This is a genomic window from Streptomyces subrutilus (genome assembly GCF_001746425.1).
Classification (GTDB): domain Bacteria; phylum Actinomycetota; class Actinomycetes; order Streptomycetales; family Streptomycetaceae; genus Streptomyces; species Streptomyces subrutilus_A.
In genome coordinates this window covers 2368181-2391341 of sequence record NZ_MEHK01000001.1, presented here as the reverse complement: position 1 = coordinate 2391341, position 23161 = coordinate 2368181, and the positions used below count along the sequence as shown (strand labels likewise).

The following is a 23161-nucleotide window of genomic DNA, read 5'->3' as shown; positions in this document are numbered from 1 at the left end:
CGGTCTTCTTTCAGCCTTGTTACGTTCCTGGCAACTCGGGACCGCGAGGGCGCGGCCGGGATCATCGAAGGAGTTCATATGCGGCGTGGCATAGCGGCCACCGCGCTGGTCGCGGCCCTGGCGCTCGCGGCGACGGCTTGCGGTGGTGACACCAAGGACGACAGCGGCGAGACCAAGACCGGTGGCGAACTGTCCGGCACCGTCACCTGGTGGGACACGTCGAACGACGCCGAGAAGGCCAGCTTCCAGAAGATCGCCGAGGCGTTCACCGCGAAGCACCCGAAGGTGACCGTCAAGTACGTCAACGTCCCGTACGGCGACGCGCAGAACAAGGTCAAGAACGCCTTCAGCAGCGGTTCCGACGCCCCCGACGTGATCCGCGCCGATGTCGGCTGGGTCGCCGACTTCGCCTCGCTGGGCTACCTCGACGAGGTCCCGGCCGAGACCGCGAAGAAGGTCGACGCCGAGTTCCTCCCGCAGGCCGCGGCCAGCGGCAAGTACGAGGGCAAGACCTACGCGGTACCGCAGGTCATCGACACCCTCGGCCTCTTCTACAACAAGAAGATGCTCGCCGACGCCGGAGTGCAGCCCCCCAAGACGCTCGAGGAGCTGAAGACGGCCGCCGCGGCCATCAAGGCGAAGAGCGGCAAGGCCGGGCTCTACCTGCGCGGCGACGACTCCTACTGGTTCCTCCCGCTGATCTACGGCGAGGGCGGCGACCTGGTCGACGCGAAGAACAAGACGGTCACCGTCGACAACGCGGCGGGCGTCAAGGCCTTCCAGACCGCCCGCGACCTGGTCACCTCGGGCGCGGCGGTCACCAACGCCACCGACGGCTGGACCAACATGCAGACGGCCTTCAAGTCCGGCGAGGCCGCCATGATGATCAACGGTCCGTGGGCCGTCGCCGACACCTACGCCGGCGACCAGTTCAAGGACAAGGCCAACCTCGGCGTCGCCGCCGTCCCGGCCGGCTCGGTCAAGGCGGGCGCCCCGCAGGGCGGTCACGACCTCGGCGTCTACGCCGGTTCGAAGAACCGCGACGCGGCCCACGCCTTCGTCGAGTACATGACCTCGCAGGAGGTCCAGGTGCAGTCGGCCAAGGAGCTCAGCCTGCTCCCCACCCGCACCGCCGCCTACGAGCAGCCCGACGTGAAGAGCAGCGAGATGGTGCAGTTCTTCAAGCCGGCCGTGGACAAGGCCGTCGAGCGCGCCTGGATCCCGGAGAACGGCTCCCTCTTCGAGCCGCTGAAGGTCGAGTACACCAAGGCGATCACCGGAGCGTCGAGCCCCGAGGACGCCGCCAAGGCGGCCGGCGCCGAGTTCCGCAAGATCCTCAAGGGTTGGAAGTAACGACAAGATGGCTGCTCACACCAGCCAGTCGGTGGCGAAGGCCGCGGGTGACGACGTCGAGAAGGACGTCGCCGCCCGCGGCCGGAGCCGCAGGACTGACAGCGGGAACAGAGGCGGACTGAGGCGCGCCCTCGCCACCCACTGGTACGCCTGGGCGATGATCGCCCCGGTGGTGCTCGTCCTCGGCGTGATCATCGGCTGGCCGCTGATCCGGGGCGTCTACCTGTCGCTGACCGACGCCAACGAGCGCAACGTCTCGCGCACCATCGGCGCCCGGCACATCGAAGCCACGTACGAGTTCGTCGGACTCGACAACTACGCGGCCGTGCTCGGCGACCCGGTGTTCCTGCAGCGGCTGGTGTGGACGGTGGTGTGGACCGTCGCGTGCGTGTCCATCACCTTCACGCTCGGCCTGGTCCTGGCCAACATGCTCAACCGGAACTTCCGCGGCCGCGCCGCCTACCGGATGGCGCTCATCCTGCCCTGGGCCGTCCCCGGCTTCGTCTCCGTCTTCGCCTGGCGGTTCCTCTTCAACCGCGACAACGGCATCCTCAACAAGATCCTCGACGGTGGCGGCATCGCCGCCGTCCCGTGGCTCGACGACCCGACCTGGGCCAAGTTCTCGGTCGTCGCCGTCACCGTCTGGCTCGGCGTCCCCTTCATGATGGTCGCCCTGCTCGGCGGACTGCAGTCCATCCCCGGCGAGCTCTACGAGGCCGCCGAGATGGACGGCGCGAGCCCCTGGCAGCGCTTCCGGCACATCACGCTGCCCGGCCTGCGCGCGGTGAGCATGACGGTGATCCTGCTCTCCACCATCTGGACCTTCAACATGTTCCCGGTGATCTTCCTGCTCACCCGGGGCGGGCCGGGGGACTCCACCGAGATCCTGGTGACCCAGGCCTTCCGCGAGGCGTTCGTGGCGAGCCCGCGCGACTTCGCCGGCTCCGCCACCTGGGGCGTACTGATCCTCGCCCTGCTCATGATCTTCGCGCTGGTCTACCGGCGCTCGCTGCGCAAGCAGGGAGAGGTGTGGTGACCATGTCCGCGAACACCGCCCGTACCCGGGGCAGCCGTTCCCCGCTCGCCTCGTTCGGCCTGCACGCCACCCTGCTCGCGGCGTCCGTCGTCGCCGTCTTCCCGGTGCTGTGGATCCTGCTGACCTCGCTCAAGCCCGCCGAGCACGCGATCAGCACGGACTTCGTCAAGCAGCCGACGCTCGGCAACTACGAGTACCTGCTGGAGCAGAGCCACTTCCTCAGCTGGTTCGCGAACTCCGTCCTGGTCGCCGGCGTCACCACCGTCCTCGGTGTGTTCATCGCCGCCACCACCGGATACGCGGTCAGCCGGTTCAAGTTCCCCGGCATGAAGCCGCTCATGTGGACCCTGCTCATCACGCAGATGTTCCCGATGGCGATCCTCATCGTCCCCCTCTACAACCTGATGGGCGACCTCGGGCTGCTCAACCAGCCGGTCGGCCTGATCATCACCTACCTCACCATCGCCGTGCCGTTCTGCGCCTGGATGATGAAGGGCTTCTTCGACACCATTCCGGTGGAGATCGACGAATCCGGCCGCGTCGACGGGCTCAACCCCTTCGGCACCTTCTGGCGGCTCATCCTGCCGCTCGCCAAGCCCGGCCTCGCCGTCACCGGCTTCTACGCCTTCATCACCGCCTGGGGCGAAGTCGCCTACGCCTCCGCCTTCATGGTCGGCGAGGAGAACCTCACCCTGGCCGGCGGACTGCAGACCTTCGTCACCCAGTACACCTCCAACTGGGGTGCGATGAGCGCCGCTTCGGTCCTCATCGCCATCCCCGCGGCGATCTTCTTCGTCTTCGCCCAGCGTCACCTCGTCGCCGGGATGACGGCAGGCGCCACCAAGGGCTGATCACCCGTGCCTGCCCCCTCTCACCCCCGGCCCGATCTCTCCAAGGACGACATGACCCAGCACCTCGCCGACGCACTCCCCACCTCCACCGGCACCCGGCCCGGCTGGTGGAGAGAAGCGGTGATCTACCAGGTCTATCCGCGCAGCTTCGCCGACTCCAACGGGGACGGCATGGGGGACCTCGAAGGCATCCGCAGCCGCCTGCCCTACCTCAAGGAACTGGGCGTCGACGCCGTCTGGCTGAGCCCGTTCTACGCCTCCCCGCAGGCCGACGCGGGCTACGACGTCGCCGACTACCGGGCCATCGACCCGATGTTCGGCACCCTGCACGACGCCGACGCCGTCATACGCGAAGCCCACGAACTGGGCCTGCGCATCATCGTGGACCTCGTCCCCAACCACTGCTCCGACCAGCACGAATGGTTCAAGCAGGCCCTGCGCGAAGGCCCCGGCACCCCGCTGCGCGAGCGCTTCCACTTCCGCCCCGGACAGGGGGCCTCCGGGGAGCTGCCGCCCAACGACTGGGAGTCGATCTTCGGCGGGCCCGCCTGGACCCGCGTCGCCGACGGCGAGTGGTACCTGCACCTCTTCGCCCCCGAGCAGCCCGACTTCAACTGGGAACACCCCGCCGTACAGGACGAGTTCCGCTCCATCCTGCGCTTCTGGCTCGACCTCGGCGCCGACGGCTTCCGCATCGACGTCGCCCACGGCCTGGTCAAGGCCCCCGGCCTGCCCGACCTCGGCCGCGACGAGCAGCTCAAGCTGCTCGGCAACCAGGTACTGCCCTTCTTCGACCAGGACGGGGTCCACGAGATCTACCGCTCCTGGCGGCGCGTCCTCGACGAGTACGCGGGCGACCGCATCGGCGTCGCCGAAGCGTGGACCCCGAGCGCGGACCGCACCGCGCTCTACCTGCGCCCCGACGAGCTGCACCAGGCCTTCAACTTCCACTACCTGAGCACCGGCTGGGACGCGGACGCGCTGCGCGCCGCCATCGACGACTCGCTCGACTCGATGCGGCCGGTGGGCGCGCCGACGACGTGGGTGCTGTCCAACCACGACGTCGTACGCCACCGCACCCGCTTCGGCAGCCTCGAGCGGGCGCGGGCCGCCGCCCTGCTGATGCTGGCGCTGCCCGGGTCGGCGTACGTCTACCAGGGCGAGGAGCTGGGCCTGCCCGAGGTGACGGACCTCCCCGACGAGGTCCGCCAGGACCCCTCCTTCTTCAAGGCCAACGGCCAGGACGGGCTGCGCGACGGCTGCCGCGTGCCGATCCCGTGGTCCGGCGACCAGGCCCCGTACGGCTTCGGCAGCGGAGGCAGCTGGCTGCCGCAGCCGGCCGAGTGGGCGGGCCTGAGCGTCGCGGCTCAGACAGGCGACCCGGCGTCCACGCTGGAGCTGTACCGGACGGCCCTGCGGATCCGCCGCGAGCACGGGGACCTGGGCGCGGGCGACGCCGTGGAGTGGCTGGCCGCCCCGGAGGGGGTGCTGGCGTTCCGGCGCGGGGGCTTCGTCTGCACGGTCAACACGACGTCGGCGGCCGTACGCCTCCCGGCAGCGGGGGCGGTGCTGCTCGCCAGCGGTGAGCTCGCCGACCCCGGTGTCCTGCCCGCCGACACCGCGGTGTGGTGGCAGGGGTGACTTCCCCGTTGCGGCTGACGGACATCGCCGCGCAGGCCCAGGTCAGCGAGGCGACCGTCAGCCGTGTGCTCAACGGCAAGTCGGGCGTGGCGGCCGGCACCCGGCACAAGGTGCTGGCCGCGCTCGACCTGCTGGGCTACGAGCGGCCGGTGCGGCTCAAGCGGCGCAGCAACGGGCTCGTGGGGCTGCTGATCCCGGAGCTGACCAACCCCATCTTCCCGGCGTTCGCGCAGGTCATCGAGCAGGCCCTGGCCGGGCACGGGTACACGCCGGTGCTGTGCACGCAGACGCCGGGCGGGGCCACCGAGGACGAGCTGGTGGAGCAGCTGGAGGAACGCGGGGTCACGGGCATCGTGTTCCTGTCGGGCCTGCACGCGGACGCCCACGCCGACCCGTCGCGCTACCAGCGCCTCGCGGCGCGCGGCACTCCCTTCGTCCTGATCAACGGCTTCAACGAGCAGGTGAACGCGCCGTTCATCTCCCCGGACGACCGCGCCGCCGCCGAGATGGCCGTGCGGCACCTGGAGGACCTGGGGCACCGCAGGATCGGGCTGGCGATCGGGCCGACGCGGTACGTGCCGTCGGCCCGCAAGGAGCAGGGCTTCGTGGCCGCCTGCCCGTCCGCGGAGGCGGAGGGCCTGATCCAGCGCACCCTGTTCACGGTCGAGGGCGGCCACGCGGCGGGCGGCGCCCTGCTGGACCGCGGCTGCACGGGCGTGGTGTGCGGGAGCGACCCGATGGCGCTCGGCGTCATACGGGCCGCGCGCGAGCGGGGGTTGCGGGTGCCGGAGGACGTGTCGGTGGTCGGCTTCGACGACTCCCCGCTGATCGCCTTCACCGACCCGCCGCTGACGACGGTCCGCCAGCCGGTCCGCGCGATGGCGACGGCGGCGGTCGGAGCCCTGCTGGAGGCGGTGGCCGGCACCCCGGTCCAGCGCACGGAGTACGTGTTCCAGCCGGAACTGGTGGTGAGGGGCTCGACGGGACAGGCGCCGGGGGCGGGGTGAGGGGACGGGGGTGAGGGGACGGGGGAGGGGCCTGATTCCCGTTGAGCCTGATCAGGGAGGGTTCGGGGGTTTCCCGCCAGTCCCACTGTCCTTTCGGGCCGGGAAGCCCCCGAAGGAACGGTCCATGGGACGGGCATCGACTTATGGGCATCAGGGACCGAGCCGCTCGTGAGCCGGGGGCGGGCACGTCCCGCACGCGGGGCCGGTAGAGACGCGACCCGGGGCCGGGGGCCGGCCAACCCGCACCGGACAGCGGCGGGAAGACCATCCAGACCACCTACGCGTCGGATCGCCACGCGCTCCTCGTGAACCGGCGTCTGCTGCCCGTCCGGGGCTGGTCATCGGTCGCCTCGACGAGAGGGGGCGGCAGAAGGACACCGTCATGCTCTGGCCGGCGAGCACGAGGGTTTCGGGTCGGTGGGGGTGCTACTCCGGGGCGGTTTCCTCGGTGATCCAGGTGAGGTAGGCCGGGGAGCCGGCTTCCACCGGGAGGACGATCCATTCCGGGACGTCGTAGGCGTGTTCCCGGGTCACCCATGCCGTCAGGGCGGGCAGGCGGGTTCGGGTCGTCTTGTACGAGACGCGCCATTCGGTGGCCGTCTCGACCGCGCCCTTCCAGCGGTAGGCCGCCGTGAGCGGGGCGTCGACGTGGGCGCAGGCGGCCAGGCGGGCCTCCACCGCGCCACGGGCCAGTTCGGCCGCGCGGTGTTCGCTGTCGATGGTGGTCTGGGCGATGACGATCTCGGTTGCCATGGCGGCCTTCCTCCGGTCTCCGTTGACTTGGGCGACGCTACCCGGGTGGCGGCGCGGCCGGCCCCGGGAGGACACGTCGGAGAAACAATTCTGCAATCTCTTGCGCAAGGTCTTGCAGGGGCGGGTTTCGGCCCATACGGTCGCGTGCAATCCCCACCTCTCCGCCAGGAGGCCCCACATGGCCCGCACCCGCAGACCCCTTTCGGCCGCCGCCGTCGCCGTCGCGGCGCTCGCCGCCGCGTCCCTCACCGCGCAGGCGCCGCAGGCTCAGGCCGCGCCCCCCGGGGCCAAGGACGTCACCGCCGTGCTGTTCGAGTGGCGGTTCGATGCCGTGGGCAAGGCCTGTACCGACAGCCTGGGGCCCGCCGGTTACGGGTACGTCCAGGTCTCGCCCCCGCAGGAGCACATCCAGGGGTCCCAGTGGTGGACGTCCTACCAGCCCGTCAGCTACAAGATCGCCGGCCGGCTCGGCGACCGGGCCGCCTTCAAGGCCATGGTCGACACCTGTCACGCCGCCGGCGTGAAAGTCGTCGCCGACTCCGTCATCAACCACATGGCCGCCGGGGACGGGACGGGGACCGGGGGGAGTTCGTACACGAAGTACGGCTATCCGGGCATCTACTCCGGCTCCGACATGGACGACTGCCGGGCGGTCATCTCCAACTACCAGGACAGGGCCAACGTCCAGAACTGCGAGCTCGTGCAGCTGGCCGACCTGGACACCGGTGAGGACTACGTGCGGGGCCGGATCGCCGGCTACCTCAACGACCTGCTGTCGCTGGGCGTCGACGGGTTCCGGATCGACGCCGCCAAGCACATGCCCGCCGCCGACCTCGCCGACATCAAGTCCCGGCTGAGCAACCCGGGGGCCTACTGGAAGCTGGAGGCCATCCACGGCGCGGGCGAGGCCGTCTCGCCGAGCGAGTACCTCGGCAGCGGGGACGTGCAGGAGTTCCGGTACGCGCGGGACCTGAAGCGGGTCTTCCAGAACGAGAACCTGGCCTACCTGAAGAACTTCGGCGAGGCATGGGGGCACATGCCCGGCGGGCAGTCCGCCGTCTTCGTCGACAACCACGACACCGAGCGCGGCGGGGACACCCTCAGCTACAAGGACGGCGCGAACTACACCCTCGCCAACGTGTTCATGCTGGCCTGGCCCTACGGCTCCCCGGACGTGCACTCCGGTTACGAGTGGACCGACAAGGACGCCGGCCCGCCCAACGGCGGGGCGGTGAGCGCCTGTTACGCGGACGGCTGGAAGTGCCAGCACGCCTGGCGGGAGATCTCCTCCATGGTCGCCTTCCGGAACGCGGCGCGCGGTCAGGGCGTCACGAACTGGTGGGACAACGGAGCGGACCAGATCGCCTTCGGGCGCGGCACCAAGGCGTACGTGGCGATCAACCACGAGGCGAGCGCCCTGACCCGCACCTTCCAGACCTCCCTCCCGGGCGGCGACTACTGCGACGTGCAGAGCGGGCGGGTGGTCAACGTCGGCTCCGGCGGCCAGTTCACCGCCACGCTCGGCGCGGGCACCGCCCTCGCCCTGCACGCCGGCGCCCGTACCTGCTCCGGCGGTACGACGCCCCCGCCGCCGGCGGCCTCCGGCGCCTCGTTCGCCGTCAACGCCACCACCGTGCCCGGGCAGAGCATCCACGTCACCGGCGACCGCGCCGAACTCGGCGCGTGGAACACCGGCAGCGCGCTCAAGCTCGACCCCGCCTCCTACCCCGTCTGGAAGCTCGACGTCCCCCTCCCGCCCGGCACGTCCTTCGCGTACAAGTACGTCCGCAAGGACGCCTCCGGGAGCGTCACCTGGGAGAGCGGAGCCAACCGCACCGCCACCGTTCCCGCGAGCGGCAAGGTCACGCTGAGCGACACCTGGCGCAACTGACCCCACCCGTCCCCCTGGACCAGGGCTGCCCGGCATCCACCTGCCCCGCCACGCCGGGCAGCCCTCATTCACGCGACACGTACACAAGGAGATCCGCCTTGATACGCCCTGCCGCAGGAGTCCTCGCCGCCGCCCTGGCCGTGACGCTCCTGCCCGCCCTGCCCGCCGCGGCGGCCGCCGCCAAGGCGCCCGCCCCGCCCTCGGACGCGAAGCTCGCCGCCCAGCCGGCCCGGCACGACCTGACCCGGGAGCAGTTCTACTTCGTGCTCCCGGACCGGTTCGCGAACGGTGACCCGCGCAACGACCGGGGCGGCCTCACCGGCTCCCGCCTGGAGACCGGCCTCGACCCGACGGACAAGGGCTTCTACCAGGGCGGCGACCTCAAGGGGCTCACCGACCGGCTCGACTACATCAAGGGTCTGGGGACGACGGCCATCTGGATGGCGCCGATCTTCAAGAACCAGCCGGTGCAGGGGAAGGGTGACGACGTCTCGGCCGGCTACCACGGGTACTGGATCACCGACTTCACGCAGGTCGACCCGCACTTCGGCACCAACGCCGACCTGGAGCGGTTGATCGACAAGGCCCACGGGAAGGGGATGAAGGTCTTCTTCGACGTCATCACCAACCACACGGCCGACGTCGTGGACTACCGGGAGGCGTCCTACTCGTACCTGTCGAAGGGCGCGTTCCCCTACCTGACCAAGGACGGGGTGCCCTTCGACGACTCGGACTACGCCGACGGGAAGGGGAAGTTCCCCAAGACCGGGGCCGGCTCCTTCCCGCGGACCCCGTTCGTCCCCGACGCCAAGAAGAACGCCAAGGTGCCGGCCTGGCTCAACGACCCGCAGATGTACCACAACCGGGGCGACTCCACCTTCGCCGGCGAGTCCTCCGAGCAGGGCGACTTCTTCGGCCTCGACGACCTGTGGACCGAGCGTCCCGAGGTCGTCAGCGGGATGGAGAAGATCTACCGGAAGTGGGTCGAGGAGTTCGACATCGACGGCTTCCGGATCGACACCGTCAAGCACGTCAACCTGGACTTCTGGAGCCAGTGGGCCACCGCGCTCGACGCGTACGCGGCCAAGCGCGGCCGGGACGACTTCTTCATGTTCGGCGAGGTCTACTCCGCCGACACGGCCGTCACCTCCCCGTACGTGACGCGCGGCCGCCTCGACTCCACCCTCGACTTCCCGCTCCAGGACGCGATCCGCGCGTACGCCGCCCAGGGCGCGGGAGCCGGCCGGCTGGCCGCCGTCCTGGCCGACGACTACCGGTACACCACCGACAAGGCCAACGCCTACGAGCAGGTGACCTTCCTCGGCAACCACGACATGGGGCGCTTCGGCTCCTTCCTGAAGCAGGACCGGCCGGGCGCGGGGGAGCAGGAGCTGCTCGACCGCTACCGGCTGGCCAACGAGCTGATGTTCTTCTCCCGCGGCAACCCGGTGATCTACTCCGGTGACGAGCAGGGCTTCACGGGCGCGGGCGGTGACAAGGACGCGCGCCAGCCGCTGTTCGGGTCGCGGGTCGCCGACTACCTCGACGACGACCAGCTCGGGACGGCGCGCACCCACGCGAGCGACGCCTACGATCCGCAGCACCCGCTCTACAAGCAGATCAGCGCTCTCTCCAAGCTGGCCCAGGACCACCCCGCCCTGCGCGACGGCGTCCAGAGCGAGCGCGTCGCCGACGGATCCGTCTACGCCTTCGCCCGGACGGAACCGCGCAGCCGCACCGAGTACCTCGTCGCCGCGAACAACGCGCCCGAACCCAAGGCCGTGGAGATCGACGCCCCGGCCGGCGCCCAGTACCGCACCCTGTACGGCGGGACCGCGCTGCTGCGCGCCTCGGCGGCCGGCAAGCTCACCGTCGTCGTCCCCGCCCACGGCTCGGTGGTCCTCCAGGCCACCGCCCCCCTCGCCGCGCCCGCCGCCAAGCCCGCCGTGACCCTCAAGGCCCCGGCCCCCGGCGCAACCGGCACCGTCGAACTCACCGCCGACGTCACCGGCGGCGGCCTGAACCGGGTGGTCTTCGCCGCCCAGACCGGCAACGGCCCCTGGCAGGTCCTCGGCTCCGCCGACCACGCCCCCTACAAGGTCACCCAGCACATCACCGCTCCCGCCGGAACGGCCCTGCGCTACAAGGCCGTCGCCGTGGACTCCGCCGGCCGCACCGCGAGCGCGCTCGCCCAGTCCGCCGCCGGACAGGTCCCGCCGAAGGAGACCCCGACCGCCACCCAGCGCGACTACGCCGTCGTCCACTACAACCGCCCCGACGGCGACTACACCGACTGGCGCCTCTACGCCTGGGGCGACATCGCCGAGGGCGAGGCCACGCCGTGGCCCGCCGGGCACGCATTCACCGGCCGCGACGCCTACGGCGCCTTCACGTACGTCAAGCTCAAGCCCGGCGCCTCCTCCGTCGGCTACCTCGTCATCGACAAGGACGGCAACAAGGACGTCGCCGCCGACCGCACCATCGACGTGACCCGCACCGGCGAGATCTGGCTCGAGCAGGGCAAGGAACCCGCCCGCACCGACCGCCCCGCCTACCCGCCACAGGACACCTCCAAGGCCGTCCTGCACCACCAGCGCCCCGACGGCGCCTACGAGGGCTGGGGCCTGCACGTCTGGACCGGCGCCGCCAACCCCACCGACTGGTCCAAGCCGCTGCTCCCCGCCCGCACCGACGCCTACGGCGCGGTGTACGAGGTCCCGCTCGCGGCCGGGGCCACCAGCCTCAGCTACATCCTCCACAAGGGCGACGAGAAGGACCTCCCCTCCGACCAGTCCCTCGACCTGAAGGCCAACGGCCACGAGGTCTGGATGCTGGGCGGCAAGGAGAAGTACCTCCTCCCGCAGCCCGCGGGCTCCGGCGCCGCGCTGGACCTCACCAAGGCCCAGGCCGTCTGGATCGACCGCGACACCCTCGCCTGGAACGCCCCCGCGGCCGCCGCCTCCGCCCAGCTCCTCGCCTCCCGCGACGGCGCCGTCAAGGCCGAGAACGGCACCCTGCGCGAGGGCGGGGCCCGGTGGCTGCGCCTGAACCGCTCCGAGCTCACCGCCGCCCAGAAGCAGAAGTTCCCGCACCTGGCCGCCTACTCAGCCTTCAGCGTCGACCCGCGCGACCGCGACCGGGTCCGCGAGGCCCTGCGCGGCCAGCTCGTCGCCAGTGCCCGCGCCGCGAACGGCGCCGTCCTTGCCGCCACCGGGGTACAGCTCGCCGGGGTCCTGGACGACCTGTACGCCACCACCTCCGCCCTCGGCCCGGTCTTCGCGGACGGCCGCCCCACCCTCTCCGTCTGGGCCCCGACCGCCCAGCAGGTCGCGCTCGAACTCGACGGCCGCGCCGTCCCCATGCGCCGCGACGACGCCACCGGCGTCTGGTCCGTGCGCGGTGAGCGCTCCTGGGCCGCCAAGCCCTACCGCTACGCCGTGACCGTGTGGGCGCCCAGCACCGGCCAGGTGGTCCGCAACCTCGTCACCGACCCGTACTCCACGGCCCTGACCGCCGACTCCACCCACAGCCTGGCCGTGGACCTCGCCGACCCGAAGCTCGCCCCGCCCGGCTGGAAGGACCTGCGCAAGCCCGCGCCCGTCCCCTTCACCTCCGCCCAGATCCAGGAGCTCCACATCCGCGACTTCTCGGTCGCGGACCGCACCTCCAAGCACCCCGGCCAGTACCTGGCCTTCACCGACACCCGCTCGGCGGGCATGACCCACCTGCGCGACCTGGCCGCCTCCGGAACCTCGTACGTCCACCTCCTGCCGGCCTTCGACATCGGCACCATCCCGGAGAAGGCCGCGGACCGCACCGAACCCGCCTGCGACCTCAAGGTCTACGCCCCGGACTCGCAGGAGCAGCAGGCCTGCGTGGCCGCCGCGGCCGCGAAGGACGCCTACAACTGGGGCTACGACCCCCTGCACTACACCGTCCCCGAGGGCAGCTACGCGAGCGACCCGAACGGCACCGCCCGCACCGTCGAGTTCCGCAGGATGGTCCAGTCCCTCAACAAGGCCGGGCTGCGCACCGTGATGGACGTGGTCTACAACCACACCGTCGCCTCCGGGCAGTCGGACAAGTCCGTCCTCGACCGCATCGTCCCCGGGTACTACCAGCGGCTCCTGGCCGACGGCAGCGTCGCCACCTCCACCTGCTGCGCCAACACCGCTCCCGAGAACGCCATGATGGGCCGGCTCGTCGTGGACTCCCTCGTCACCTGGGCGAAGGACTACAAGGTCGACGGCTTCCGCTTCGACCTCATGGGCCACCACCCGAAGGCCAACATCCTCGCCGTCCGCAAGGCCCTCGACGAGCTGACCCCCGCCAAGGACGGGGTCGACGGCAAGAAGATCGTCCTGTACGGGGAGGGCTGGAACTTCGGCGAGATCGCCGACGACGCCCGCTTCGTGCAGGCCACGCAGAAGAACATGGCCGGCACCGGCATCGCCACCTTCTCCGACCGGGCGCGCGACGCGGTCCGCGGCGGCGGCCCCTTCGACGAGGACCCGCGCGTCCAGGGCTTCGCCACCGGCCTGTTCACCGAGCCCAACGGCTCGCCCGCCAACGGGACCCCGGCCGAGCAGAAGGCCCGCCTCCTGCACGCCCAGGACCTGATCAAGGTCGGCCTGTCCGGCAACCTCGCCTCCTACACCTTCACCGACACCACCGGGCGCCGCGTCAAGGGTTCCGAGGTCGACTACAACGGCGCCCCGGCGGGCTACGCGGCCGCCCCCGGCGACGCCCTCGCCTACGCCGACGCCCACGACAACGAGACCCTCGCCGACGCCCTGACCTACAAGCTCCCGCCGGCCACCGGCGCGGCCGACAAGGCCCGCATGCAGGTCCTGGCCATGGCCACGGCCGCGCTCTCCCAGGGCCCGGCCCTCTCCCAGGCGGGCACGGACCTGCTGCGCTCCAAGTCGCTGGACCGCAACTCCTACGACAGCGGCGACTGGTTCAACGCCCTCCACTGGGACTGCCGCGACGGCAACGGCTTCGGCCGCGGCCTGCCCCCGGCCGCCGACAACGCCTCCAAGTGGCTCTACGCGAAGCCCCTGCTGAGCTCCCCGGCCCCCGGCTGCGCCGAGATCACCGGAGCCTCGGCCGCCTACCGCGACCTGCTGCGGATCCGCACGACGGAAGGCGCCTTCGCCCTCACCACCCCGCAGGCGGTCCAGGACCGGCTGTCCTTCCCGCTCTCCGGCACGCAGGAGACCCCGGGAGTGATCACCATGGTCCTCGGCGACCTGGTGGTGGTCTTCAACGCCACCCCCACCGCCCGCCCCCAGCGCGTCCCGGCCCTCGCCGGCACCGCCTACGCCCTGCACCCGGTGCAGGCCGCGGGCTCCGACGCCACCGTCAAGCGGTCCACCTACGACGCGACGACAGGAGAGTTCACCGTCCCCGCCCGCACCGTCTCGGTCTTCACACGGCGCTGAGCCGGTCCAGCCGCTTCTCCAGCAGGATCACCCCGTAGATCCTGCCGTCCTTCCCCTCCTTGTGGGGGAACTCCCCGACCACCCGGTAGCCCGCGGCCCGGTAGTACGCGAGCAGCCGGGGGTTGGTGGAGACGCAGTCCAGCCGCGCCCGCTCCCGTCCGGTCCAGGCGATCCGCCGCTCGGCATGTTCGAGCATGCGGCGCCCGGTCCCGGCGGGGGCGGCCTCGCGGGCGACCATCAGCCGGTGCACGTAGCCCGCGACGGGCGGCTGGACCCCCCAGGCCTCCTCGTCGGACCACCACAGTTCGTACGCCCCGCAGACCTGCCCGTCGGCGCCGGCGGCGATCCACACCTCACCCTCGCGCATCTTCGACCGGAAGTGCGCCGCGTCCTTGTCACCGGGCTTCCACTGCTCGATCCCGTGCTTCTGCATCCAGCGGGCGGCCTGGTCGTAGAGCCGCACCAGCAGGCCGGCGTCCTCGCCCTCGGCCCGCCGGAACAAGATCCCGTCGTCAATGATCACGCGGGCATTATCGAGCAAGATCAGCTCGGTCGGGCACCCCGGTCGGAACCAGCCCGCCGAGCCGCCCGACCAGGTCGCCGAACGGCCCGTCGGCGGGTTCGCCGGCCAGGATCCGTCCGAGGATCCCCGCCATCTCGGCGTCGTACGCGGCGCTCACCGCGGCCAGCGCCGCGAAATCGTGCACCAGCTGCAACTCCAGCTCGGCCCGGGGGATCTTCCGCCCGTCCAGCCAGATCAGCGCGGTGGACTCGGCCAGCGACACCCAGGACCGCACGACCAGCTCCAGCCGCGCCGGCGGGTCCTGCAGGCCGATGCCCAGGTGCGCGAGGATCTGCTCGTACGCGGCCTGCCGCACCTCGTCGATCATGACGTTGGTCTGGCTGCTCCCCACCGCCGGGCCGCCGCGCATCAACGCCGAGAAACCCGGCCCGTGTTCGTCGACGAACGAGAAGAACCGCCCCATCACGCGCAGCAGCCGGGCCCCGAGCGGCCCCTCCCGCGGCTCCACGAACCGCAGCGCCAGCTCGTCGGCGGCCCGCCGCAGCGCCGCCTCGTACAGGCTGAGCTTGCCCGGAAAGTAGTGGTAGACCAGCGGCCGCGATATCCCCGCGGCCGCAGCGATCTCGTCGATCGACACATCGTCGGGGGAGCGGTGGCTGAACAGCTCCAGGGCAACCCCGATCAGCTGCTGCCGCCGCTCCTCGACACCCATCCTGCGCCGCACCCCGGTTGTCATGCGGACACCCTAGTACGGACAGGTCACAGGTCCAGGGCGAGGTGACCGTCCTTGGCGCGCGAGACGCACAGCAGCATCGAGTCCTCGCGTTCGCCGTCCGTGAGCAGCTCGTCGTGGTGCTCCACCTCGCCCGCCAGCACCCGCTGTTGGCAGGTCCCGCAGAACCCCTGCCCGCAGGAGTACGGGGTGCCCGGCAGCTCCCGGCGCACCGCGGCGAGCGCGCTCTCGGCCGCGCCCACCTCCACCGTGCGCCCCGAGCGCCGCAGTTCGACGGTGAAGGGCCGGGCGGGCCCCGGCGCCGAGGGGGCGAACCGCTCCAGGCGGACGGCGGCCGGGTCCGCGGCCGCCGCCGTCACGGCCTCCATCAGCGGCTCCGGACCGCAGCAGTAGACCAGGGTCCCCGGCCGGGCCGCGGCGAGCGCCGACAGGTCGGGCAGGCCCGCCTCGTCCTCGGGGACGAGGGTGACCCGGTCGCCGTGGACCGCCAGGTCGGCGAGGAACGGCATCGAGGCGCGCGAGCGGCCCCCGTAGAGCAGGGTCCAGTCGGCGCCCGCGGCCGTGGCCGCCCGCAGCATCGGCAGGATCGGGGTGATGCCGATGCCGCCCGCGACGAACACGTACGAGGGTGCCGGCTCCAGCTCGAACCGGTTGCGCGGCGGCCGCAGTTGCAGCTCGGCGCCCTCGACCAGCCGCGCGTGCGCCTCGCGGGAGCCGCCGCGGCCGTCCTCGACCAGCCGGATCGCGATCGTGTACGCCCCGGCGTCCGCCGGGTCGCCGCACAGGGAGTACTGGCGGACCAGGCCCGAGGGCAGGACGACGTCCACGTGCGCGCCCGGGGTCCACGCGGGGAGCTCCGGGGATTCCAGGGTCAGCCGGAGCACCCCCTCCGCCGGTTCGCCGCGGGAGGTGATCAGCGCGCGCAGCGGGCGGCGCGGCGAGTACCCCGAGACGGGGGTCCCCAGGGCGGGCAGCGGCCAGAGCGGGGAGGCCGCGACCCGGCGGCTCAGGGCCCGCCTCGCCGCCCAGGCGGCGCCGGCGGCGGCGGTGACCGCGAGGGCGCGCCTCATGCCGTCACCCCGCGGTGCGCGCCGGCGGCGTTCGTCAGGCCGCTGGGGCTGCTGGGGCGGCCGCCGTTCGCGCCGGGCGAGGCGGCCAGGTAGGCCACCGCCTGGGCCGTCGAGCCCTCCTGCGAGGGGTGGTAGGTACGGGCGAGGTACTTCGGTATGGACTTCAGCATGGCGCCCGCGGACGGCAGGACGCCCTGCTGCCCCGCCCGGAAGAACTGGCCGAAGGAGGCCTTGCCGTCCACCAGGTGCGGGTCGTTCTCCATGAAGAAGCGGACGCCCCGCTGCCACAGGAAGACCAGCGCCGAGAAGGCCGTCGCCCAGGTCCGGGCGCGGCGCCGGTAGCCGCCGTCCACGTGCATGAACAGGTCGAAGGCCACCGAGCGGTGCTCCACCTCCTCCGCCCCGTGCCAGCGCAGCAGGTCCAGCATCATCGGGTCGGCGCCCCGCCGGTCCAACTCCTCGGCGTTCAGCACCCAGTCGCCCAGGAACGCCGTGTAGTGCTCGATCGCGGCGATCATCGCGACCCGCTCCATCAGCCACCAGCGGCGGGCCCTGCCCGGCGGCAGGGTCCGGTCGCCCAGCAGCTTCTCGAAGAGCCAGTCGACCTGCGCCGTGTACGGGGTCGGGTCCAGCCCCAGCCGTTTCAGGTGGGGCAGGACGTCGTCGTGCGCGGCGGCGTGCATGGCCTCCTGGCCGATGAAGCCGACGACGTCCGCGCGCAGCCGCTCGTCCGTGATGTACGGGAGCACCTGCTTGTAGACGTGCACGAACCACCGCTCACCCGCGGGGAGCAACAGGTGCAGCACATTGATCATGTGCCCGGTGAAGGGGTCGTTCGGCAGCCAGTGGAGCGGGGTGTCCTCCCAGCCGAAGGACACGTTCCGGGGCTTCAGGTCCACGTGTTCCGACGCCACGGGGGCGGGCGCGAGCGGCGTATTAGACATGGCGTCAATGTACTGATGGGTAGGGGAGAGGAGAACCCCCCTGCGCGGACTTCTCTCAGCGCAGCGCCCCGGCCTTCGTCCCGTCCGTCAGCTTGCCCGACAGATCGACCTGCGCCCCGGCCGGAGCCTTGACCGCCAGCCGGTTGCCGTTCGCCGACCCGCTCACCCCGCCGCCCGACGCCGACACCGAGGCGAACTGCGCACTGCCCGCCGCCAGCACGTACCACTGGCCCGCACGCGACTTCCACAGCACGCCCGCCAGCACCCGCGGCTCCCGCGGCCCGCACGCCGGCGAACCCTCCGACCGGGCGGCCTGCGCGGCGAGCGGCGCGCCCGGTGCCAGGAACTGCGCCTGCACCCGGTCCGCCGAACCCTGCCAGGTCTCGGCCCGCGTACAGAGCCAGGCCGCCGTCCCGTCACCCTCGGGCAGCGGTTGCTTCGCGTACGTCCAGGCGTTGACCGTACGGACCCCGTGCGAGCGCACCGACGGCAGCAGGCAGGCGATCCGCGACCAGTCGCCGAGCTCCGCGGCCTCCGTCACATCGCGTTCGGCGCCCGGCGCGCCCGAGGTCAGCCGGGCCGGGGTCAGCTCACCGAGGTCCGTGATCAGGCGGGTCGCGCCGTCGCCGGTCAGGGCCAGGGCGTTCCAGCTGGTGCAACTGCCCGTCGGGGCGGGGCTCGCCACCGGCGGGGTCACCCCGTCCGGAGCCTTCAGGGCCACCGCGGCCTCGCCGGGCTTGAGCAGGTCCCGCAGGGCCGCACCGGTGACCCAGGGAGCGGTGAGATAGCGGACGTTGCCGTCCACCCGGCTGAGCACGAGGGCGGTGGCGGTGTCCGCCGAAGCGCCGTCGGTCCGCGCGAAGTCGAGGGCGGCGCCGGTGGTCCCGGCGCGCGGCTCCGCGTACCGGACCACGCGCAGGCCGTCGTACAGCAGGACCACGACGGCCTGGTCCACGGTGCCGGCGAACAGCAGCTGCGCCGGCCCCATCGGCGGCCCGGCCGGCGTACCCGGGGTCGCCGAGACGGCCACCGAGGAGCCCGGGCGGGCCCATACCGCCAGCGCCCGGCGCAGCAGCCCGGTGTCCTCGGCGCGGTCGCCGCGGGCCGGCCACGCGGAGAAGTCCGTACGGGACGACGTACGCCAGAGCCCGGGCGCGGCCCGCAGCAGCTTGCCGGGATCCAGCGCCTGTTCGGCCGCGGCGTTGCGGGAGTACAGCGGGGCGGCCGCCCCCTCCGCCCCCCAGCCCCCGCCCGGCAGCGCGAGCAGCGCCCCGCACACGGCGAGCGCGGCCCCGGCGGCCAGCCCGGCGCGCACCAGCCGCCGCCGCCGCAGCAGGTCGGTGGGACGGGCCTGCAGCACGCACGGGTCGAACTCGGGCGAGGCGAACAGGGAGTCGTGCGCCGGATCGCCGGACTCCGCGACCGCCGCGGCCGGATCCGCGACCCCGGCCTCGTCCAGCACCCGCAGCACCTCGGGCTCCGGCAGCCGCTCCAGCGCCCGCAGGACACAGGCGGCCCGCCCCGCCCCGTCCAGGGTGGCCAGCCACTGGTCGAGGGCCAGCTCCTCGGCCCCGCCGGCGCGCGGGAACAGCCGCAGCCCCCACACCTGCGGCAGGGCGGGCGGGAGCTGCGCACGGCGGGGCAGCGCCCGGAAGGTCAGCGGAACTCCGGCCTCCAGGGCGGCGCGCAACACGCGCAGCCGCACGTACGCGTAGCCGGCCTCGCCCTCGCCGCCGCGCTGGCCCGGAACCCCGCCGCGCACGGCCGCCGCCGCGTCCCGCCGACCGCGCGGCAGCGCCCGCTGGACCAGCGAGTGGGCGGTGAGCACCCGCCGGTTGCGGCCGAGGGCGGGCGGCAGCACCAGGTAGGCGAGCCGCACCAGCCGCGGGTAGTGCTCCACGATGGCGGCCTCGGCCTGCTCGACATCGGGAGACGGAAGGAGGGTGGCGGTATCCGGCGCAGTCACGTTCAGCAGAACGAGCGAATCGTCGGATGGTCACCCCTCTCGTGTCCGCCGCGCCGGACGGTCGCGTCGCGCGGCTATGCCAGACGGCTGCGCAGCGCCTCGACCGTCTCGTCGGGGACGCCGAGCCCCTCGCGCACGTACTTGTCCATCGACCCGTAGCGGGTGTCGACCTCGGCCAGCGCGGACTCCAGGTAGGAGGGGAAGACGCCGATCAGCGCGAGCGCGATGTCCGGGTCGCCGCCGGCCGCCGTGAAGCCCTCGATCATCGGGGCGAAGGCCTGCTTGACCGCCGGGTTCACCGACAGGTACTCGGCCATCAGGGTGTCGTCGTCCGCGCCGAGCAGCGACAGGATGACCGTGGCGCCCCACCCGGTGCGGTCCTTGCCGGCGGTGCAGTGGAAGAGCAGCGGGCCGGCGTCGGGATCGGCGGCCTCGGTGAGCAGCAGCCGGTACGCGGCCTGGGCGGAGGCCGAGTGCACGAAGGAGCGGTAGACGTCGCCGAACAGGGCCTGCGCCTTGCCGCCGCCCAGGTGCTCCTCGGCGACGACCGGGTCGGACAGCAGGTCCTTGAGCTGGGCGGCGGCGGGCGCCCGGCCCGCGCCCGCGTTCATCTTGTCCGCCAGCACGTCGGCGACGAGCAGCCGGACGCCGGCCGGTATCCGGTCGGGGTGGTCGGCGCGCTCGGCGTCGGTGCGGAAGTCGATGACGGTGCGCAGCCCCAGCGCGGCCACCGCCGGGTCGGCGGCGACGTCGAGCCGGTCGAGCTGTCCCGAGCGCAGCACCAGGCCGGGACGCACGGTGCGGCCGCCGGAGAGCGGGGTGCCGCCGAGGTCGCGGAGGTTGGCGACGGTGGTGGCGGGGGTGGCGGTCATCGTGATGGCTCCAGCGGTATGCGTGTTACTCGTGTCATGCGGCGGTTCGTACGGTTCAAGCGATTTTCTGATGTTTCGCTCCGGAAAGGCAATCGAGGGCCAGTGAGACCCCGATGCCGATCCCGAGGGCCGCCAGGTGTCCGGCGTCCGTGAAGGTCCGTCCCCGTTTGGCGACCGGCGCCGCGGCGAGCGCCAGGAGCCCGGCGCGGGCGGTCGTGCGGACCACCCCGCGCGGCAGGAGCGAGGTCAGGGCGCCGAGTACGGCGTTGAACCCGTAGCTGGTCCCCACGTCCAGGGCGCTTCGGGTGCGCGGATCGGTCGTCCCGCGCAGGGCGCCGTACACGAGGAGGGTCGCCGTGGCGTGCCCGAACAGGAACACCGCGGCCGTCCACCAGGCGCCGTACGCGTACTCGGCGTATCCGAGGACGGCGACGAGCAGCAGCGCGTACGGCAGGGGCATGGGCTCCTCGACGACGAGAGCGCTGGTCAGCAGCGTCTCCCAGCGCCCGGCGGCAAGATTGTCGACATTCGTCGAGCACTCCCGGAGCAGTCGCTCCCGCTCCTCCCGCCCCATCCGCTCCAAGGCGTACGCCCCGAGCTGGACCCCGCCCGCGTACAACGCTCCCAGTGGCATCGGATTCACCCGCCCATGATCGGATACGGCCCTCTGGCGGACACCACCGGGCCCCGTGCGAGCATGTTGCGGCCATGCTCCAGCACCCCGCGCCGATGCGCGCCACGCGGGCCGCGATGTTCGCGGCGGTGTGTACCGCTTTGGGTGCGGTGGGGCATTCGCGCATGTCCGGCAGCGACATTCCCCTCTCGGGGCTCATGGGTGCTTTCGCGGTGACCGGCGGCCTGGCCTGGGCCGCCGCCGGGCGGCGGCGCGGACCGGCGGGGATCGCCACCGCGGTGCTCGCCGTCCAGGGGGTGCTGCACCTCCTCTTCTCCGGGAGCCAGGCGGCCAAGCCCGCACCCGCTCCGGCGCACCACCACATGCCGGGCATGGACATGGGCGCGACGGCCGCCGGAACCCCGGGCGCCGCGGCCCGCACGGCCGGGATGGCCGACGCGGGCGGGATGGCGGACCCGGCTGGGATGGCCGACGCGGGCGCCATGGCGGACATGGCCGCCATGGCCGGGCACGGCGGGGCCGGGATGATCGCCGCGCACGTGCTGGCCGGACTGTTCTGCGCCGCCTGGCTGGCGTGGGGCGAGGCCGCCGTCTTCCGGCTGGCCCGGACCCTGGGCGCCGCCGCCCTGCACGCCGCCCGGCCGCTGGCCCGCGCGCTCGCCCTGGCCGGGGCGCGGGTGGCCGCCGTCCCGGTCCCGCCCGCTCCCGTCACCCCGTACGAGCGGCCGCGCGGCCTGCGCGGCGCCGTGCACGCCTACGCCGTGGTGCGGCGCGGGCCGCCCGCGGGCCGAGCCTTCCGCGCCACGGCCCCCGGCCGTCCCGCCCGCGTCTGAGCGAGGCGGCGAGACCCGGGGCCGGTTCCCCATGTCTCGCCCACACCTAGGACCACCATGTCTCTTGACGAGGTTCAGGACGTCCCGACCCCGGACGCCCATTCCGCCGACCCGGCAGGCATAGCCGCCGCCCCCGACGCGGCCGAGCGCCGTGCCGGAGGCTGGGCCGCCGTGCGGCCGCTGCTCCTGCGCATGCACTTCTACGCGGGCCTGCTGATCGCCCCGCTGCTCTTCCTCGCCGCCGCCACCGGGCTGCTCTACGCCGCCTCGTGGCAGGCCGAGAACGTCATCTACTCCGACGAGCTGACCGTCTCCCGCGTCGGCGAGAGCGCCCTGCCGCTCAGCGCCCAGGTCGAGGCGGCCCGCGGCGCCGCGCCCCGGGGCGCGGTCGTGTCCGTATGGCCCGCGCCCGAGGCCGAGGCGACCACCCGGGTGATCATGGAGAGCGAGGGGCTTCCGGAGGGCGAGACCCTCACCGTGTTCGTCGACCCGTATACCGCCGAGGTACGCGGACAGCTCGCCACCTCCGGCGAAGCACTGCCGCTGCGGACCTGGCTGAGCGAGTTCCACTCCAGCCTCCACCTCGGGGAGTTCGGCCGGAACTACAGCGAACTCGCCGCGAGCTGGCTGTGGGTGGTCGCGCTCGGCGGACTCGCCCTGTGGATCGGCCGCCGCCGCAAGCGCAAGGCCGACCTGGTCCTCCCGGACCGGGCGGCCACCGGCCGGCGCCGCACCCTGTCCTGGCACGGGGCCGTCGGACTCTGGTCGGTCGCCGGACTCGTCGTCCTCTCCGCCACCGGCCTGACCTGGTCGAAGTACGCCGGCGAGAACATCGGGCAGCTCCAGGACAGCCTCGGCGGCGCCACCCCGGCCGTCTCCGCCCAGCTCGACCCGGGCGCCGCGGCGGGCGACTCCGACGAACACGCGGGCCACACCATGCCCGAGGGCACCGAGATGCCCCCGCCCGCACCGACCGCCGACATCGGCCTCGACAAGGCCGTGGACGCCGCCCGGGCCGCCGGGGTCAGCGAACACCTCCAGATCACGCTCCCCGCCAAAGGGCAGGGCTACGTGGTCAAGGAGAAGGACAGGCAGGTCCCGGTGCACCTCGACGCCGTCTCCGTCGACCCCGCCGACGGCCGGATCATCGACGAACTGCGGTTCGCCGACTACCCCGTGCTCGCCCAGATGACCCGCTTCGGCATCGACGTGCACATGGGCCTGACCTTCGGGATCGCCAACCAGATCGCCCTGGCCGCCCTCGCCGTCGGCCTGATGTTCCTCGTCTTCTGGGGCTACCGGATGTGGTGGCTGCGCCGCCCGACGAAGGAGCGCAGGCTGTCCGCCGGCCGCGCCCAGCCGCGCGGCGCCTGGCGGAAGGTGCCGGTGACCGTGGTGCTGCCGCTGGCCGCGGCGACCGCCGTGGTCGGCTGGTTCGTCCCGATGCTCGGCATCAGCCTGCTCGTGTTCCTGGCGTGCGACCTGCTGCTCGGCCTCGTCGCCGCACGCCGCGCCAAGGCCGCCGCCTAGCCGGCACGCCGACGGGCCCGTACTCCGCCGCGGAGTACGGGCCCGTCGCCCGCGCCGAACAGGGCGCGTCGAGCGCACAC

General features: G+C 72.7%; 17 protein-coding genes. 9 read left to right on the top strand and 8 right to left on the bottom strand.

What is annotated here, in order from left to right:
- Nucleotides 1-78: 78 nt before the first annotated feature.
- The 5 genes from BGK67_RS11785 to BGK67_RS11765 are packed head-to-tail and all read left to right on the top strand — an operon-like array spanning nt 79 to nt 5888.
- Nucleotides 79-1353, top strand: coding sequence for an extracellular solute-binding protein (locus tag BGK67_RS11785; protein ID WP_069920044.1), 1275 nt, complete (start codon nt 79-81; stop codon nt 1351-1353).
- A 7-nt stretch (nt 1354-1360) separates the two neighbouring features.
- Nucleotides 1361-2389 (top strand): carbohydrate ABC transporter permease, encoded by a 1029-nt coding sequence (locus BGK67_RS11780; protein WP_069920043.1) that lies wholly within the window; start codon nt 1361-1363, stop codon nt 2387-2389.
- 2 nt (nt 2390-2391) lie between these two features.
- Nucleotides 2392-3240 (top strand): sugar ABC transporter permease, encoded by an 849-nt coding sequence (locus tag BGK67_RS11775; RefSeq protein ID WP_069920042.1) that lies wholly within the window; start codon nt 2392-2394, stop codon nt 3238-3240.
- A 51-nt stretch (nt 3241-3291) separates the two neighbouring features.
- On the top strand, nt 3292-4881 hold the full coding sequence (locus BGK67_RS11770) for a glycoside hydrolase family 13 protein (RefSeq protein ID WP_069920041.1): 1590 nt from the start codon (nt 3292-3294) through the stop codon (nt 4879-4881).
- On the top strand, nt 4869-5888 hold the full coding sequence (locus BGK67_RS11765; protein ID WP_244291193.1) for a LacI family DNA-binding transcriptional regulator: 1020 nt from the start codon (nt 4869-4871) through the stop codon (nt 5886-5888). Before BGK67_RS11770 ends, BGK67_RS11765 begins: the two co-directional genes overlap by 13 nt.
- 426 nt (nt 5889-6314) lie before the next feature.
- On the opposite strand, the gene cutA is transcribed toward BGK67_RS11765, so the two are convergent.
- Nucleotides 6315-6641: a divalent-cation tolerance protein CutA gene (gene cutA, locus BGK67_RS11760; RefSeq protein WP_069920039.1), complete on the bottom strand. Its 327-nt coding sequence runs from the start codon at nt 6639-6641 to the stop codon at nt 6315-6317.
- Nucleotides 6642-6819: 178 nt separating this feature from the next.
- Between cutA and BGK67_RS11755 the strand changes: the two genes are divergently transcribed.
- Together BGK67_RS11755 and pulA are read left to right on the top strand one after the other, a co-directional pair.
- Nucleotides 6820-8532, top strand: a complete 1713-nt coding sequence (locus tag BGK67_RS11755) for a carbohydrate-binding module family 20 domain-containing protein (protein ID WP_069920038.1) — start codon at nt 6820-6822, stop codon at nt 8530-8532.
- Between the two features lie 98 nt (nt 8533-8630).
- Entirely contained in the window at nt 8631-13976 is a 5346-nt protein-coding gene (pulA, locus tag BGK67_RS11750) for a pullulanase-type alpha-1,6-glucosidase (RefSeq protein ID WP_167739568.1), read from the top strand.
- Here the strand turns inward: pulA and BGK67_RS11745 are convergent.
- The 7 genes from BGK67_RS11745 to BGK67_RS11715 form a co-directional block, all read right to left on the bottom strand.
- Nucleotides 13963-14499 (bottom strand): GNAT family N-acetyltransferase, encoded by a 537-nt coding sequence (locus BGK67_RS11745; RefSeq protein WP_069920037.1) that lies wholly within the window; start codon nt 14497-14499, stop codon nt 13963-13965. The two genes, pulA and BGK67_RS11745, sit on opposite strands and share 14 nt — an antisense overlap.
- 7 nt (nt 14500-14506) lie before the next feature.
- Nucleotides 14507-15235: a TetR/AcrR family transcriptional regulator gene (locus BGK67_RS11740; RefSeq protein WP_069920036.1), complete on the bottom strand. Its 729-nt coding sequence runs from the start codon at nt 15233-15235 to the stop codon at nt 14507-14509.
- A 23-nt stretch (nt 15236-15258) separates the two neighbouring features.
- Nucleotides 15259-16302: a PDR/VanB family oxidoreductase gene (locus BGK67_RS11735; protein ID WP_069920035.1), complete on the bottom strand. Its 1044-nt coding sequence runs from the start codon at nt 16300-16302 to the stop codon at nt 15259-15261.
- Nucleotides 16299-17246, bottom strand: coding sequence for a metal-dependent hydrolase (locus tag BGK67_RS11730; RefSeq protein ID WP_069920034.1), 948 nt, complete (start codon nt 17244-17246; stop codon nt 16299-16301). The genes BGK67_RS11735 and BGK67_RS11730 overlap by 4 nt, the downstream gene beginning before the upstream one ends.
- A gap of 55 nt (nt 17247-17301) precedes the next feature.
- On the bottom strand, nt 17302-19221 hold the full coding sequence (locus BGK67_RS11725; protein WP_069920033.1) for a hypothetical protein: 1920 nt from the start codon (nt 19219-19221) through the stop codon (nt 17302-17304).
- A 65-nt stretch (nt 19222-19286) separates the two neighbouring features.
- Nucleotides 19287-20084, bottom strand: a complete 798-nt coding sequence (locus tag BGK67_RS11720) for a tyrosine-protein phosphatase (RefSeq protein WP_069920032.1) — start codon at nt 20082-20084, stop codon at nt 19287-19289.
- Between the two features lie 55 nt (nt 20085-20139).
- Nucleotides 20140-20718 carry a rhomboid-like protein gene (locus tag BGK67_RS11715; protein ID WP_069920031.1) on the bottom strand — a complete coding sequence of 193 codons (579 nt, stop codon included), beginning with the start codon at nt 20716-20718 and terminating at the stop codon, nt 20140-20142.
- Nucleotides 20719-20792: 74 nt separating this feature from the next.
- Here BGK67_RS11715 and BGK67_RS11710 point away from each other — a divergent pair, with 74 nt between their 5' ends.
- A complete protein-coding gene (locus BGK67_RS11710; RefSeq protein WP_069920030.1) occupies nt 20793-21551 on the top strand; it encodes a hypothetical protein in 759 nt (252 codons plus the stop codon).
- 57 nt (nt 21552-21608) lie between these two features.
- On the top strand, nt 21609-23081 hold the full coding sequence (locus tag BGK67_RS11705; RefSeq protein WP_069920029.1) for a PepSY-associated TM helix domain-containing protein: 1473 nt from the start codon (nt 21609-21611) through the stop codon (nt 23079-23081).
- Nucleotides 23082-23161: the final 80 nt, after the last annotated feature.